The 16,050-nt window shown below is 37.5% G+C and carries 19 protein-coding genes; 1 reads left to right on the top strand and 18 read right to left on the bottom strand.

The features are described 5' to 3' along the window. Nucleotides 1-385: 385 nt before the first annotated feature. The 18 genes from JNG87_RS11665 to tpx all read right to left on the bottom strand — a co-directional run bounded on the left by JNG87_RS11665 (nucleotide 386) and on the right by tpx (nucleotide 13,467). The gene (locus JNG87_RS11665) at nucleotides 386-2,389 is read right to left on the bottom strand and encodes an alpha/beta hydrolase family protein (protein ID WP_202838596.1); all 2,004 of its coding nucleotides are present in this window, start codon (nucleotides 2,387-2,389) and stop codon (nucleotides 386-388) included. Nucleotides 2,390-2,561: 172 nt separating this feature from the next. Continuing rightward, nucleotides 2,562-3,020 (bottom strand): DoxX family protein, encoded by a 459-nt coding sequence (locus JNG87_RS11660; RefSeq protein WP_202838595.1) that lies wholly within the window; start codon nucleotides 3,018-3,020, stop codon nucleotides 2,562-2,564. A gap of 101 nt (nucleotides 3,021-3,121) precedes the next feature. Continuing rightward, nucleotides 3,122-3,580, bottom strand: coding sequence for an SRPBCC family protein (locus JNG87_RS11655; protein WP_202838594.1), 459 nt, complete (start codon nucleotides 3,578-3,580; stop codon nucleotides 3,122-3,124). An 85-nt stretch (nucleotides 3,581-3,665) separates the two neighbouring features. Next, nucleotides 3,666-4,094, bottom strand: a complete 429-nt coding sequence (locus JNG87_RS11650) for an SRPBCC domain-containing protein (protein ID WP_202838593.1) — start codon at nucleotides 4,092-4,094, stop codon at nucleotides 3,666-3,668. Nucleotides 4,095-4,207: 113 nt separating this feature from the next. Beyond that, a complete protein-coding gene (locus JNG87_RS11645; RefSeq protein WP_202838592.1) occupies nucleotides 4,208-5,041 on the bottom strand; it encodes an SDR family oxidoreductase in 834 nt (277 codons plus the stop codon). 47 nt (nucleotides 5,042-5,088) lie between these two features. Then, nucleotides 5,089-5,955, bottom strand: a complete 867-nt coding sequence (locus JNG87_RS11640) for a VOC family protein (RefSeq protein WP_137906014.1) — start codon at nucleotides 5,953-5,955, stop codon at nucleotides 5,089-5,091. 134 nt (nucleotides 5,956-6,089) lie between these two features. Beyond that, nucleotides 6,090-6,329 carry a hypothetical protein gene (locus JNG87_RS11635; RefSeq protein WP_228432187.1) on the bottom strand — a complete coding sequence of 80 codons (240 nt, stop codon included), beginning with the start codon at nucleotides 6,327-6,329 and terminating at the stop codon, nucleotides 6,090-6,092. A 36-nt stretch (nucleotides 6,330-6,365) separates the two neighbouring features. Then, complete coding sequence (locus JNG87_RS11630; protein ID WP_062675265.1) at nucleotides 6,366-6,779, bottom strand: SRPBCC family protein; 414 nt, start codon at nucleotides 6,777-6,779, stop codon at nucleotides 6,366-6,368. Between the two features lie 79 nt (nucleotides 6,780-6,858). Continuing rightward, nucleotides 6,859-7,290: a VOC family protein gene (locus JNG87_RS11625; RefSeq protein WP_062675266.1), complete on the bottom strand. Its 432-nt coding sequence runs from the start codon at nucleotides 7,288-7,290 to the stop codon at nucleotides 6,859-6,861. 90 nt (nucleotides 7,291-7,380) lie between these two features. Beyond that, nucleotides 7,381-8,157, bottom strand: coding sequence for an alpha/beta fold hydrolase (locus JNG87_RS11620; RefSeq protein ID WP_202838591.1), 777 nt, complete (start codon nucleotides 8,155-8,157; stop codon nucleotides 7,381-7,383). A gap of 2 nt (nucleotides 8,158-8,159) precedes the next feature. Further along, nucleotides 8,160-8,660, bottom strand: a complete 501-nt coding sequence (locus JNG87_RS11615) for a DinB family protein (RefSeq protein WP_238349572.1) — start codon at nucleotides 8,658-8,660, stop codon at nucleotides 8,160-8,162. A 371-nt stretch (nucleotides 8,661-9,031) separates the two neighbouring features. Continuing rightward, nucleotides 9,032-9,349 carry a hypothetical protein gene (locus JNG87_RS11610; RefSeq protein WP_238349571.1) on the bottom strand — a complete coding sequence of 106 codons (318 nt, stop codon included), beginning with the start codon at nucleotides 9,347-9,349 and terminating at the stop codon, nucleotides 9,032-9,034. Between the two features lie 24 nt (nucleotides 9,350-9,373). After that, nucleotides 9,374-9,784: a VOC family protein gene (locus tag JNG87_RS11605; protein WP_202838589.1), complete on the bottom strand. Its 411-nt coding sequence runs from the start codon at nucleotides 9,782-9,784 to the stop codon at nucleotides 9,374-9,376. 96 nt (nucleotides 9,785-9,880) lie between these two features. Then, entirely contained in the window at nucleotides 9,881-10,288 is a 408-nt protein-coding gene (locus tag JNG87_RS11600) for a VOC family protein (protein WP_202838588.1), read from the bottom strand. A gap of 77 nt (nucleotides 10,289-10,365) precedes the next feature. Further along, entirely contained in the window at nucleotides 10,366-10,956 is a 591-nt protein-coding gene (locus tag JNG87_RS11595) for a Crp/Fnr family transcriptional regulator (RefSeq protein WP_202838587.1), read from the bottom strand. A 273-nt stretch (nucleotides 10,957-11,229) separates the two neighbouring features. After that, entirely contained in the window at nucleotides 11,230-12,441 is a 1,212-nt protein-coding gene (locus JNG87_RS11590) for a DUF763 domain-containing protein (RefSeq protein WP_202838586.1), read from the bottom strand. A 107-nt stretch (nucleotides 12,442-12,548) separates the two neighbouring features. Next, on the bottom strand, nucleotides 12,549-12,896 hold the full coding sequence (locus JNG87_RS11585) for a VOC family protein (protein ID WP_202838585.1): 348 nt from the start codon (nucleotides 12,894-12,896) through the stop codon (nucleotides 12,549-12,551). A 70-nt stretch (nucleotides 12,897-12,966) separates the two neighbouring features. Continuing rightward, the gene (gene tpx / locus JNG87_RS11580; protein WP_202838584.1) at nucleotides 12,967-13,467 is read right to left on the bottom strand and encodes a thiol peroxidase; all 501 of its coding nucleotides are present in this window, start codon (nucleotides 13,465-13,467) and stop codon (nucleotides 12,967-12,969) included. A 359-nt stretch (nucleotides 13,468-13,826) separates the two neighbouring features. On the opposite strand from tpx, the gene JNG87_RS11575 reads away from it, so the two are divergent. Next, nucleotides 13,827-16,046, top strand: a complete 2,220-nt coding sequence (locus JNG87_RS11575) for an NADP-dependent isocitrate dehydrogenase (protein ID WP_202838583.1) — start codon at nucleotides 13,827-13,829, stop codon at nucleotides 16,044-16,046. The last annotated feature ends 4 nt before the right edge of the window (nucleotides 16,047-16,050 follow it).

The raw sequence follows: 16,050 nt of genomic DNA, 5'->3' as shown, positions 1-16,050 counted from the left end.
ATAAAATTGTAAAATAATATTTTTGTTGGAAAACGCAAGGGCACAAAGTTTTTATCGTTATAATGTATAATTGTAAGGCGCAAGAAAATCAGAGATTTTCAGCAAGCGATCTGTCTTATTATTTTCTAATCATGGGACTTCTCAAATCTATTTAGTCAACATAATCAGCTAAAAAACTAAAATAGGCAGTCTTCAATTTTATCGGAGATAAAATCCTTGCGCCTTAAAAATATACAGATTGTTGTGAAAATTTTTAGCGTCTTTGCGTTTTCCAACTCTACTACTTCTGGTTTTAATAAGATTGCTTCGCTTTGCTCGCAATGACTTTATGGTAAAAAGAAACGGAAGACCAAGCCTTCCGTTCCAAACATTATAAAATTATAGTTTACTTATTAAAATTTTCAGCAAAGAATCCCAACATCGATTTATAAAGTTCTATTCTGTTCGGCTCTTTTCCAAATCCGTGTCCTTCATCGTATTTTACAAGATAAGGAACTTCAAAACCTTTGGCACGCATTGCTTTTACAATCTGATCAGATTCATTGATGTTAACCCTTGGGTCATTAGCTCCCTGTACTACGAATAAAGGTTTCTTAATCTTATCAATCTGAAACACAGGAGATACCTCTTTAGCAATTTTAGCTTCTTCAGGGTTATCAAGATCATACCAGATCTGTTTTACCATTTCTTTGTATGGTTTCCAGTATTCCGGGAAAGAATCAAAAAAAGTAAAGATGTTGGATACCCCTACATAATCCACTCCACAAGCATATAAATCCGGAGTTTTGATCAATCCCATCAATGTTGCATATCCACCGTGGCTTCCTCCGTAAATAGCAACCTTATCTTTATCTACCCATCCCTGTTCAATGGCATATTTTACACCATCTTCCACATCATCCATCGCTTTTCTTCCGATCTGCTTGTAACCTGCTTTCTGGAATGATTTTCCATATCCTCCGGAAATCCTGAAGTTCACCTGAAGCGTAGCATATCCACGGCTTGCAAACAGCTGTGTTTCCGGATTGAATCCCCAACTGTCCCTGATTCCCTGAGGGCCGCCATGAGGATTTACGATCAAAGGAACTTTTTTACCTTCCAATGCAGCTTTAGGTAGGGTAATATATCCATGGATTGTCAACCCGTCTCTGCTTTTAAATTCGATAGGCCTCATTTCAGCCATGTCTTCTTCCTTCAACTGTGGCATCAGGTTGTACAGAAGCTTGGTCTGCTTGGTTTTGGTGTCGTATTCATAATAAGTCCCATAGAGCTTATCACTTCCTACAACAACCAGAAGTTTATCATTATTATCATCAGAAGAAACAATTCCAAATTCCTTGTCTCCAAACTGAGATTTTAATTTGTCATGTATTTCTTTATAAAATTTACTTACCGGAACTGTTTCTCCTTTGGTTCCTTCATAGCTGATATAGTCAAGCTCATAGTTTCTGTTTTTACCCGCTGTGCTTATTGAGCTTACATCATATACAGGATTGGAATAAATTTCTTTAATCACCGCATTCTTCTTCAGATCATACAGGACGATTCTCGCTTTATCGCTATCCAGATTGGTTACTACATACGCTTCATCTTTATTTTTAGAATTTTCATTAAACTCTATAATACTGAAGGTATCAGACCAGTCTGCAGATTTGATCAGATTGAATTTTCCGGTCTGCAGATCTTTATAATAGGTTTTTGTGGTTAATCCGTTTTCAAGGACGCTATAACCTCTCAGATTTCCGTCTTTATCAAAAAGATAATCGTCAATAGGGCTGTTGACATCTTTATTTTCATACAGCTGGGTCATTTCCCCGGTAATGAAATTGATTTTAAAAGGCTCAAAGATCTGCTTGTTGTTTTTATTCATGGTAACCACAACGAAATCAGTATCTTTTATAGGAATAATGGCCTGCACTTTTACTCCGTCAAATGGTGTTAAATCCTTTTGATTTCCTCCGTCTGTATCGGTAGCATACAGGTGGATATTTTCATTTCCGCCTCTATCTTGTGTATAGAAAAGGCGTTTTTTGTTCAGCCAGCCATAGTTTCTTATCAGATCATCTTTTTCTACAATAGCTTTGGTAATTTTTCCGGTGCCAAGATCTTTTACATAAACATGATTTTTTTTCTCCTGATCTTTTTCTTTATAGGAAAGATATTTCCCGTCCGGAGAAATTTTAAAGGCTGAAGCTTTTGGTCTTGCAAAATAATCTTCAACTTTGTATTTAAAATCTCCTTTGTCGTAGGAAATAAGTTTTTCAAGATTAGCCCTGGAAGATGGTAAAGTAGGATCTCCCGGCAGTTTGGCAGTAGAACTCTGTGCGTTGGTCATAATGGTGGATAGTACAATAAGGGCTGTACCGAAAATGTTGTGATTTAGATTCATAACTTCTGTTTTAAAGGTTAAAGTTATATAGGCATTTCATTTTTAGAGTAATAAAAACTCATGCTTTTCTACAATAAGACTCGTTACACCTATAAAATGTTACATTTTTATCTCATTTAGTTAAAAAAAATCCCGATTATATAAAAAAGACAGCCTTTACAGACTGTCTTTTTTAGTGTAAATAAATTCCGAAATACCAGGTCCAGACTATTAAAATAATCTGCATGGGAATCCTTTGGATATAAAGATACTTCATTCCCGGCCCTGTATAATCGGCTTTAAAAATATTAATCTTTTTTCTGGAAGAATTGATATTGGCTATAAAAACCAATACGTAAAAAATAATGAGTAAAATTGCTGTTATCTCACGGATGGCCGGAATCATAAGCCCGATTCCCGCTGCAATCTCCAGAACTCCTGTACAATATACCCAAAACATCCTGGCAGGGATGAAATCAGGGATCATCATCGCCATTCCTTTTTGAAATTTAAAGTGGGAAAAACCTGTAAATAGGATGAAAACAGCCATTCCAAGGTTTCCTGAAAATATAAAATCCGGCTTCCCCTGAAACAAAAAAGTCCCCAGCAAAGCCAGAATAAATGTTGCGAAAAGTATTACGAGTAATTTCATTTATAGGTGGTAGATATTAGGTGGCAGGTAGCAGATATTAGTATTCAGGGTAAGAAACCAACTCTAAACCTTAAACATTAAACTTTAAACGTTGAATTTCTTTACACTGAACCAAGGCTCACTCCTTCCGCAAGACTTTTCACAACCATTAATCCTTTTGTAAAGCCTGTATTCATATGATCCTGCCACTGTTTTTCTACCTGAACTTCGGCATGAAGTTTCGTTTTTCCGTCAAAGTCTATCAGAAAGTATTTTTCAAAACTCCCGTTCCATTCCATGACTTCTCTGCTTTGGGTATCTTCATGCCCCTCTTTATCTACCATTCCCAGATGTTTGAACACAATATGATTGGGCTCGTCCATGCTGTCTATGGTTGAGACCATTCCTTCTCCCTGTGCATTAAGGAAATAGGTTTTTCCTCCGACTTTCCAGTCGGATTTCATGACGGATCCTGCTCCGAAATACTTGGTCCATTCACTATATGTTTCAGGATTCCAGAGGATGTCCCATACTTTCTGCTTAGGTGCATCTATTACTGTTTCGTATGATAAGGTTTCCATTTTTTATTTTTTTAGGGTGGTCATTGCGAGCAAAGCGAAGCAATCTCAGAGCTCGCAGATTTTTCTTTAATTCTAACTCAATTATTTACAGCTGATTTTCTGAAAGATGCTTAACGAGTGATATCGCTTTTGGAAACTTCTCTTCAAAAAATTCTTTAAATTCTGCCGGTGTCTGAATTTCTGTTTTCAGTAAAGTGCCTTCTTCGTTCTCCTCAAGAAAGTAAGCCTCTGTAGCTTCACCCCAGTCCTGAGGAACTTCAATGCCTTCATAAATTTCTCCAAGGTGCAAAAATTTTATTTCCTCGTTGGGGATCATTTTTTCCACCCTGCTGTACATTCCGTTGTTTTTCGGATCAAGAAATTTGACAATATTATTTTCTTCAAGCGTTCCTTCATAAAAAGAACCTTCTGTAAATGCTGTTGTCCATTGTCTGTAGGTAATATCACCCCAAAGAACACTCCAGACTTTTTCAGGTTCGGCATTGATTTCTATTTCATATGATAATTTTTCCATATATTTTTTAAGGGATTAGGTGATGGATAATAGGTTGCAGGTGACTGCGTTGGTGGGTGAGTTTGAGAGTCAGAGAGTAAGAGTGTTATTGTGACCACTTCTAGCTTCTCATTCTATCCTCCGACAAAATCACCTCCATTGATATGAATAATTTCTCCTGCAATATAACTTGCATCCTTTGAGGCAAGAAAAACATAAGCTGGTGCTACTTCAGAAGGTTGTCCCGCACGTTTCAGCAAAGTGTCTTTTCCAAAGGTGGAAAGGTCATCAAAAGCTTCTTTCACCAATGGAGTCCATATAGGTCCTGGTGCAATTCCGTTTACCAGAATTTCTTTTTCGGCAAGATTATCGGCAAGAGACCGGATAAAAGACAAAACAGCACCTTTTGTTGCCGCATAATCTATTAAGTGGTCACTTCCGCGGTACGCTGTAACAGAGGTTGTACAAATGATTCGTCCTCCTTTTGGTATCATAGGAAGAAAATTTCTGGTGAATGAAATCATGGAAATAATATTGGTATCAAACGTTTCCTGAATCTGTTCATCAGAGATTTTTTCCAGACTGCTTTTTGAAGTATGAATTCCTGCATTATTAACAAGAATATCAATATTCTTCCACTCTGTTTTAATCTTGTCTGCGCATTTGGTTCTGAATGCTTTCCGGGTAAGATCTCCTTTGATCAGAAGACACTTCTGCCCTTCTTTTTCCACCAGTCTTTTGGTTTCGTTAGCATCATCGTCACTTTCTTTATAGATAATGGCGACATCTGCTCCTTCTCTGGCAAAATGAACGGCCACCGCCTGTCCTATGCCGCTGTCTCCTCCGGAAATAACAGCTTTTTTACCCTGCAGCTTCCGGCTTCCCTGATAATCGTTCCTGATAATTTCCGGAAACACCCCGTCTTTAGGGACTTTTGACTTAGAGTCTGATTTGTTCTGTGTTTTCATATGCAAATCTTTTTTCTAAATCACATCAAACAATACGCCGAAAATATTTAAGAATTATAAGCGTCTTCCAGATCCTGAATAATAATTTTCTGCATTTTCATCATCGCCTGAACAACTTTATAGGCTTTTTCCTGGTTAGAATCATTCATCAGCTGGATGAGTCTCTTAGGAACAATCTGCCAGCTTAATCCGTATTTATCTTTCAGCCAGCCGCACATACTTTCTCTGCCACCGCCAGCAGTGAGTGTATTCCAATATTTGTCGGTTTGTTCCTGGTCATCTGTCATTACCACTAATGATATTCCTTCATTGAAGTCAAACTGGTGATCATAGGAATTATCCATACAGAATACGCTGTAATTATCGATTGTAAAATGAGCATGCTGAACATTTTCTGCCGGTTCCGGAATGTTATGTCCTTCGCTCCCTGCTCCGTAGGTCAATATATTTCCGATGCTTGAATTGGGAAAAGTTTTCGTGTAAAGTTCCATTGCTTCTTTGGCTTTTCCGTTATTCTGATGGATAAACATCAAGGTAGGAATTATTTTCTGATCGCTTGCTTTTTCTCCCAGAAACAACTGCCATGTTACGCCATATTTATCCTGAACCCATCCGTATTTCGGGCTCCATGAGTAAGATCCCAGTTCCATCAAAGCTATTCCGCCATCCAGTAACTGATCCCAGTATTTTTGAACTTCATCTTCTGTTTCACAGATTACCATAAAAGAGATGGAAGCATTTTTTTTGAATTGAGGGCCTCCATTCAGAAGCATAATTCTCTGTCCAAACAAATCAATATTCATGACAACAGGAGTATCTGCAGTGATTTCACCTCCGAAAACCTTACAATAAAATTCGGCTGACTGCTTGGCGTCTCCATCATACCAGAGACATGGGAAAATATCGTTATTCATAATTTTAATTTTTAAAAAGGGTGATGTATTTTTAACTTTCTATACAGCAAAAACAGATCTTATGCCTTTGCTTTTAAACGATACCAATCCGTTTTACTGCAATGACACTGCAAAATTTTTCAGTTGTATATATATTATGCTTCTTTAAAGCAGACCTGATTTTCTTTCATGTAATTCTTCAGTTTCATCATCGCATTTTTACCGAAACCATGCAGCTGCATGATTTCTTTTTCGGAATAATCTGAAAGTTTTTCCAAAGAATTTATTTTTTCCTTTTCTAAGGCTTTTCTTGCCGGTATTGCAATAACTCCGTGAAGGAATTGCTCTGCAGAGTCATAATTAAAAGCATACATAGAGTTTAAACTCTTTGACATGATAACTAGATTGATCATGGCTACAAAAAAATATTGTTAATGATTCTCAACATATTTGTGGAAGTTGTTGAGAATAGCATACCAGCCATCCCGCTGCATTTCCACAGAATTTTGTTTTTCCGGATCGAAAATTTCAATCACTTTCGTTGTATTCTCATCTATCTTATCAAATACAACTTCCACTTTTCGTCCGTCCTCAAGGTGATACCTAATGATCTCATGAGGAATAATCTCATCATATACGCCTTCAAAATCGAATCCGAAGCTTTTGTCTTTTGCTTCCATTCTGTTTTTGAATTTGCCTCCTACTACAAGGTTATTTTCAGAACTAGGACAGTGCCAGGTTTCATGGGCGAAATTCCATTTCGTAATGTGCTTGGGTTCATTGAAATAATTCCAAACCTTCTCCACCGGTGCTAAAATTGTGATGTCTATTTTAATTGGATCCATAGTTCTATATTTTTAAAAGTTTAAATAAAGAGCTGCCCAAAAATGAGCATCTCTTTATTATCATTAGTTAAATATAAGATTATTTTGCAGATTCTTCATTATAGTTCACCATCCAATGAACACCATACTTATCCTGAAAACATCCGAAGTAGTCTCCCCAGAACTGATCTTCAATAGGCATTTCCACGTTTCCGCCATCAGAAAGTTCTTTAAAAATCCTGTCTGCTTCGCTTTTTGAATCAGGGAAAATAGACACATAATTATTATTTCCTACGGTAAGAGTCTGCCCGAATGCCGGTACAATATCGGAGGCCATTAACAGGTCCCCACCTACAGGCAGAGCGATGTGCATTACTCTGTTTTTTTCTTCTTCCGAAAGGTTTTCTGTTCCGGGAGCATTTCCCATTTTATGAATTCCACCAACGAATTCACCACCGAAAACACTTTTGTAAAAATTGAACGCTTCTTCAGCTGTTCCATCAAAATTTAGGTATGGATTTAATTTAGCCATGATTTTTAATTTTAAAGTTATTATTATAAAATATTGTTTCTACTGTTGATCCATTAAGGATTAATTAATTTACTATGAATAAAAAAACGCTTAATGGTTTAAAAATTTTTCTACTTCCCTGACGGTAAAGTCTATTAAGTTGGCATCAATACTTCCATCAAAGTCCGGCATCATATAAATACCATGAGTTGCGGGAAGTATCAATAACCGGGAGCCTTTCACCAACCGCCACATTTCGGCAGTATGTTCCGGCTTCATCACATCCTGATCGCCGCTGATAAATAATGCAGGTGATTTGATTGACCTCAGCACTTCATCATTCCAGTCCTGAAAAGTCTGCATCCTTGTACAATCTTTCTCAAAAAGGTTTTCAAGCTTTGAGAAATCAGGATTGAGGCTTAAGAAATTAATTTTAAAAGGTTCAGGCATTGATTCAAAAGTTGCTTCCTGCATTCCTTCAAAAAAGCCGTCTATCATTCCGCTTCTTTTATAAAAAGCAGAGGCAATCACTAATTTCTCAACAATTCCTGGATGACGATGCCCAATCTGCATTACGGTACTTCCTCCATTACTGAATCCCCAGAATGAAGCTTTTTCAATGTTAAGTTCTGCCAAAAGTCCTGCAACATCGTCTGCATCCTGTTCAAATGTTTCAGGAATATCGCGGTGTTCACTTCTGCCATGGTTTTGTAAATCGATTCCTATCAGCTGGAACTTGCCTTCCAGCCTTGCAATGACTTCTTTAAAATCATAAAGCATTGAAGAGCCACCGCCATGGATTAAAACCACAGGTTTTCCTGATCCGTAGATCTCGTAATATAATTGGATTCCGTTGACTTTTTTATAGCCTTTTTCTACTGGATTCATTATTAATATTTAAGATTTTCGTCCACATCATATTTCATTCCCGGATAATCCAAAATTCTGCGCATGAGACCTATCTGTCCGCAGAGATAGTCTTCACGGCCGATGCACATTCCGACAAAATTGAGTTTTGTTTCTTTAATGAAAGGGATGTTCATTCCTATTTCAAATATTTCATCCAGCTCTTCATCGGTTACTTCATGAAGTTTTTGAAAGACTTTAGCTGAAATTGTATGAAAGTTTTCTTTCAGTTCAGCAAGGGTTGGATATTTAAAATTTTCATCCAGTGCTTTCCCCTGGAAAAACAAATCATTGTACGGGTCTTCTCCCTGAAGTCCAAGTACTGAACCTAATCCGTAGCGCATGTTGACAAAGTTTCCTGCCATCCATACGATATGATTGGTTTTATTTTCAATTCTTTTCAAGGCGTCTTCTTCCGAAATGCCGTCCAAAACGTTCATAAAGCTTTGGGAATGCATTCTGTAAGCCGGAATAACGAGCTCCATTTTTTTTGATTTTGGTGTGTTCATTTTTAATCAGAGATTAGAAGTTAGAAATTAGAGGTTAGTAGGTTGGAGAAACATAAAGGCGCTAGGAGTTTTACAAACTATGCTTTTTTAAGTCGCAAGGATTTTATCTGCGATAAAATTATACTCATCTGAAAAGGTAATACTCATATTTCAGCGATGCACCTGTCATTCCGAGCGAAGTAAGGAGTCTAAAAATAGCATGCTATTTTATAGCACCCGGTTTTCCTAAAATTCTGCGGAGATAACCCAGCTGCCCACTGTGATAGATTTCATGAAGGCTTAGGGTTGATATATCTTTAATCATTTCAGGTTTAAAACTATCAAGCGTGCTGAGCTTTGCTTCCAGCTTATCCTGGGGATTGTTTAAGATAGGATTTTAAATCTTCAAAACTAATCAATTTATCTTGATGATCTAAAGCAATTTCACCCCTGTTATAGAAAGAAAATTTTTCACTATCCCAGACAGATTCTTCTCCTAAAATATTCAGTAAGGGATTTCTGATGTAAATTAAATGTCCAAGGATCCAGTTCATACAATTGGCTTCACCATTGGGAAAAATCATAGATTCTTCGTGGGTAATACCATCGATATTCATCGTAATCACAAAATAATTACTGGTTACCTGATTTTTTATGATTTCTATATCGTTTGATTGTGTTTCCATATGATACATTTTGTGGTGTTATGATTATTCTGCAGGGATCTGAGAGGCATCACCATGCATTACTTCCCACTGATGGCCGTTGATATCAGCAAAACTGCTTTGATACATCCATCCGTAATCTACAGGCTCACTGTATTTTGAACCTCCGTTTTCGATCGCTGTTTTTACCATACCGTCTACTTCTTCCCGGCTGTTTACCCCGATGGCCAGAAGTACCTGTGTTGTATCTCCTTTAGCAAAAGGTCTGTTGGTAAAGGTTTGAAAGAACTCTTCTTTGAGAAACATGGTGTAGATATGATTTTCTTTCATGACTACACATATGGCCTTATCATCTGAAAACTGTTCATTGATAGAAAAGCCAAGCTTCGTCCAGAATTCTCTGGTTTTTTGAACGTCTTTTACAGGTAAATTGACGTAAATATCTGTAATATTCATTTTGTAAATTTTAGTGGTGATTGTTATCCAAAATTATCAGGATTTGGTAAGAATGTGCTTGCCATAGGGCAAGATTTATTTTTTATTTGGATTAATTTATTCAGCAGGCATTTGAGACATATCTGCAAAAGTAATATTCCAGCCATGCCCATCCGGGTCCCAGAAGGAGTTCTGATACATCCATCCGTAATCCTGAGGTTCTTCATGCTGCCGTGCGCCGTTCTCTACAGCAGTGTTTACTATTTTATCTACTTCTTCACGGCTGTTCAAACCTACAGCTACAAGAACCTGACTGGTATTTTCTTTGGCAACAGGTTTATTGGTGAAGGTCATAAAATAATCTTCCTGGAGAAACATCACATAGATAGTATCATTCAAAACAACGCAGGTTGCTTTATCATCAGAGAATTGTTCATTGATAGAAAAACCTACCTTAGTCCAGAATTCTTTGGTTTTCTGTACATCTTTTACCGGAAGGTTGACATAAATTTGATTGACTTTCATTTTTTGTAATTTTAGTGTTAAATTGTAATCCAAAATTACCGAGGTGCAATGAAAATCTACTTGTCATAGGGCAAGATTTAATTTTTCTTGGGATGAGAAACGATTTCCTTACGGATACGGCTCAGGGAAGTATCTGTAACTCCCAGATAGGACGCTATTTGTTTCAAGGGGGCAAATTGTATGACTTTAGATTTTTGCTCCAGCAGATTAAGGTATCTTCTGGTGGCAGAAAGGGTAAACATTTCTACAGATCTTTGTTTGTAGGCAAAAAGCTCCTGAGACATCCATGATCTTCCCCATTCCCTGAGGTTTGGGATTTTATGGAACAACTCCTGGAAGGTATCATAATCCAGCCTCCAGCACTCGCAGTCGGTAATACAAACAATATTTTCCTGAGACGGAACCCGCTGAAACATTGACAAAACCTCAATAATGACTTCATTTTCTACAAAAAAGTGGGTTGTTACTTCATTTCCGTTGAAATCATTCACATAGGAACGCGCCAATCCGCTTTCAAGAATATAATATTCATTGGCTGTTTTTCCTTCCTCAAGAATGAAATCACCTTTCTGGAAAGATGTTTTTTCATGAGCCTGGAATATTTCAGCAAGCTCTTCAGGGAAAAAAAAGGGGAAATCATAGCAGGTTTCTAAAGCTTTATTGGTCATTTGGTGTCAATTTTTTAAGTCTTTAAAAGTAAAATTTTTAATTGAATTCAGAGCAAAAAGTATTAAACAAAGCATTGAATATTTTCATAAAAAGCACATACCCTATTGAAATTAAATACATTTCAAATCTTTTTGTTTTTAAACAGTTATTTGAAACATACTATCTCTGACCACCCCGTCAAAAATTCTTTGAATTTTCGCCACCCCTCCGGAGGATGGGAATGACTATCTCCCGATACAGTCATTGTAAGCTTTTTACAGGAAATATTTTTTTTAAAACAGGGAAAGCTGTATTGATTTTGGAGCAGTGGGTTTCTGGGCATCGCCGAATATCGTTTTCCCACCAAAACGCCAGGAATTCTGCCTTTCTTCTTCAATCACCTGCTGAATATCAAAATCCGGAGTGAAATCTTTTTCTGCTTTTGCTATGATCTGATGAAGTTTATTTAAAGAATTCAGCTTATCAGAATTTCCAAGTTTGGATTTTTCAATCCCTTTTCTCAGGATGCTGATACTTTCATCATACGTATTGATCGGCACCGGGAAAGGGTGTCCGTCTTTACCGCCATGAGCAAAGGAAAACCTTGCCGGGTCTGCAAATCTTGACGGCGCTCCGTGAATCACTTCACTGACCAGAGCCAAAGACTGCATGGTTCTTGGCCCTACTCCTTCCAGCATCAGCAGATCTTCAAAATTCTGTGGCTGCTGTTCTCTGGTAACATATAAAAGTGCTCCCAGTCTTTTCAAATCAACATCAGAAGCCTGAACATCATGGTGGGCAGGAAGAATCAGTCTTGCAAAATCTTTCATCACTTCCGCAGAATCGGTGTGGGAAATATCCAGAATTCCTTTCCTGTTCTCTGAAGCTTCAGTATCGGTAAGGTTAAGAATTCTTCCTCTTGAAATCCCATTGATTCCTGTGTGCGGCTGTTCTACAAAAGAGGTAACGTTTTCCGAGTGCCAGTGATAACGTCTTGCTGTTCCGTCAGATTCATGCATTCCCTGCTGAATGACGCTCCAGTTTCCATTGTCTGAAAGAATGAAATTGTGTAAATACAGCTGGTAACCATCCTGGATGGCCGTATTATCTACTTTTGCAGAAAGCTTGCTGGCTCTTACCAGTTCTGTTCCGTTCAGTCCGGTTTTATCTGCAATTTTAATGAGCTCTGATGGAGTTTCGCGGGAAAACTTCCCTTTTCCGCCACAGATATAAAGCCCCAGCGACTGAGAATTTGGGTTAACAGAACGTTTTAAAGCTCCCATAACGGAAGTGGTAATCCCTGAAGAATGCCAGTCCATTCCCATCACCGCTCCAAAGCTCTGGAACCAGAATGGATCTGCCAGACGGCGTAAGACCTCGTCTTTACCGTAATCCATGAGAATGACTTCAATAATGGAAAGCCCCAGAACAGACATGCGTTCATACAGCCATGGCGGTACTTTGCCATAGTGAAGAGGTAAATCTGCTGTTCCTGATCGTTTCATTCTATTATCAAACTGTAAAGGTAAGTTTTATTCATCTTATTATTTAATGATCCGGATCATTAATAATGTTTAATTACGGTAAAACATACGGATCCATAAAACCGTTTTTATTGGTGAGACAGTATATTAATCAGCTTATCAAATGGATCTATAACGAAAAATCTTCGTACTCCCCATTCTTCATGGGTAAGTTCATAAGTGATTTCAAAGCCTGCCTTTTTCATTTTATCATAGATTTCATCCACATTATCCACTTCAATGGAAAGATCTGGAACTTCTGTATCGTTTCCACCCTGTTCAGCAAAGCTGATCTGAGCTTTGGCTTCTTCCTCATTACCCAATGTTTTAATCCAGCCATGATCCATCAAAACCTCCAGTCCCAGAATATCCTGATAAAACCGGCTGGCTTTGGAAATAGTATTCGTTTTAATATTGACTACGATTCTTTTTACCATGTTCAAATTTTTTAATTAAAAAAGCCTTGCAAAATCATATTCACAAGGCTTTTCTACAAAAATTATTTTATTATTTCAATGCTGCAAGAGCGGCATCGTAATTAGGTTCATTAGCAATTTCCGGAACCTGCTCAGTATATACTACTTTATTGTTTTCGTCAGTAACGATCACGGCACGGCTCAGTAATCCTTTCATAGGAGAATCTGCGATGGTCACTTCATAATCGTCCCCAAAGCTGCTTCTGAAGTCTGAAAGTGTTTCTACATTATTCAATCCTTCTACCGCGCAGAATCTTCCTAATGCAAATGGAAGGTCTTTAGAAACATTGATGATCACCGTATTATCAAGCTTTGAAGCTTCCTCATTGAATTTTCTGGAAGAAGCGGCACAGGTAGGGGTATCAATGCTTGGGAAAATATTGAATACTTTTTTCTTTCCGTCAAAATTTTGAAGTGTTTTTACATTTAATCCTGAATCTACCAATGCAAAGTCTTTTACAGTGGTTCCTACTGATGGTAATGCTCCTATTGTGTGTACTTCGTTTCCTTTTAAAGTGATTGTCGTTGACATAATATTTATTTTTTTATTTTTTCAAATGTAATCAAAAAAGAAAATTTTTCCGGTTTTATTATGGTTAAATTAATCTTAAAGTGAAAATAAAAAATATCTTATTGATAATCAGTTTTATCAGAGATAATTATTATGTAGCTGCAGACTTACAAAAGCCTGATTGTAAGGACAAAAAGTTCAGCCTCTGAACATTATAAAATTATTTCTAAAATAAATGTACCCGGAAGGTGAACATAAATTAAGCAGATATCAATATAAAGACTCAAAAGCCTCTTTTTTTTATGGAAATATCTTAAATAAAACAATGATATTTACTAAATTTGTGGGACTTAAAATTTCAAATAAAAAATAACAGTATAATGTCAGAAAAATCAAAAATCTATTACACACTTACTGATGAAGCTCCAATGCTGGCTACTCACTCGTTTTTACCTATCGTAAAAGCTTTTACAAAATCAGCAGATATCGAAATCGCAGTACCGGACATTTCTTTGGCAGGAAGAATTTTAGCCAACTTTCCTGAGTTTTTGAAAGACGACCAAAAGATCGGTGATGCTTTGGCAGAACTTGGAGAATTGGCAACAAAACCTGAAGCCAACATCATTAAGTTACCGAACATTTCTGCTTCTGTACCTCAATTGGATGCAGCGATTGCGGAATTACAAGGTAAAGGTTTCGCAGTTCCAAACTATCCTGCAGAACCTAAAAATGACGAAGAAAAAGCGATCAAAGCTAAATATGCCAAGGTATTAGGAAGTGCTGTAAACCCTGTATTAAGAGAAGGAAACTCTGACAGACGTGCTCCAAAAGCTGTTAAAAACTATGCAAAAGCTAATCCTCACAGAATGGGTGATTGGGCATCTGACAGCAAAACTGATGTGGCTCACATGAACAATGGTGATTTCTATGGTACAGAAACTTCTACAACTTTAGAAAACGCTACAAAATACAGAATCGTATTTAAAGGAAATGACGGTTCTGAATATGTTTTAAAAGACTACGCAGGTCTTCAGGCTGGTGAAGTAATTGATTCTTCTGTTATGAACTTAAAGGCATTGAAAGCATTCGTTCAGGAAGCTATCGAGGAAGCTAAGAAAAGAAATGTACTTCTTTCTGCTCACCTTAAAGCAACGATGATGAAAATCTCTGACCCAATCATTTTCGGGGCTATCGTTGAGACTTTCTTCAAAGAAGTATTTACAAAATATGCTGAGACTTTCAAGTCTTTAGATATCAATCCAAATAACGGTCTTGCTGATCTTTTCGAAAAAATCAAAGGAAACGCTCAGGAAGCTGACATTAAAGCTGATATTGAAAAAGCTCTTGCTGAAGGACCTAGAGTAGCAATGGTAAATTCTGACAAAGGAATTACTAACTTCCACGTACCTTCTGACATCATCGTCGATGCCTCTATGGCTGCCCTTGTAAGAGGAGGAGGTAAAATGTGGAACAAAGACGGACATGAGGAAGATACCGTTTGTATTATTCCGGACCGTTCTTATGCTGGTTTCTATCAATCTGTGATTGATGATATGAAAGCGCACGGAAAATTAGACCCTACCACTATGGGATCTGTTCCAAACGTAGGTTTAATGGCTCAGAAAGCTGAAGAATATGGTTCTCACGATAAAACTTTCCAATTGTCAGCTGACGGAACTGTAGAAGTTCAGGATGAAGCCGGAAACGTTCTTCTTTCTCAGAAAGTAGAAAAAGATGATATCTTCAGAATGTGTCAGACTAAAGATGCTCCTATCCAGGACTGGGTAAAATTAGCGGTAAACAGATCAAGATTATCTGATACTCCTGCTATCTTCTGGTTAGACAAAGGAAGAGCTCACGACAGAGAAATCATCAAAAAAGTAGAGAAATATCTTGCTGATCACGATACAACAGGTCTTGACATCAGAATCCTTGATGTAAAAGACGCTATGACTGAAACATTGAAGAGAGCAAGAGAAGGTAAAGATACAATCTCAGTTTCCGGAAACGTATTGAGAGATTATTTAACTGACCTTTTCCCAATCCTTGAGCTTGGTACTTCTGCAAAAATGCTTTCTATCGTTCCATTGATGAATGGTGGTGGTTTATTTGAAACTGGTGCCGGAGGTTCTGCTCCAAAACATATTGAGCAGTTCCTGGAAGAAGGATACCTAAGATGGGATTCTCTGGGTGAATTCTTAGCACTTCAGGCTTCTTTAGAGCATCTTGCACAAACTCAAGGGAATACAAAATCTCAGGTTTTAGCTGATGCATTGGATGAAGCTAACGCTAAATTCTTAGCTACAGATAAATCTCCTGCAAGAAAAGTAGGTCAGATAGACAACAGAGGTTCTCACTTCTATTTAGCAATGTATTGGGCTGAAGCGTTGGCGAACCAGACTGCTGATGCTGAACTGGCTGCTCAGTTTGCTCCTGTTGCTCAGGCAATGCAGGAAAATGAAGAAGTAATCAATGCTGAATTAATTGGTGCTCAGGGTAAACCTCAAAACATTGAAGGTTACTACAAAGCTGATACATATAAAACATATGCAGCCATGAGACCTAGCACTGTTTTAAATGAAATTATTGACGGAATCTAAAATT

This window comes from Chryseobacterium cucumeris, assembly GCF_016775705.1.
Lineage (GTDB): Bacteria > Bacteroidota > Bacteroidia > Flavobacteriales > Weeksellaceae > Chryseobacterium > Chryseobacterium cupriresistens.
This window is presented reverse-complemented; position numbering and strand designations above follow the sequence as displayed.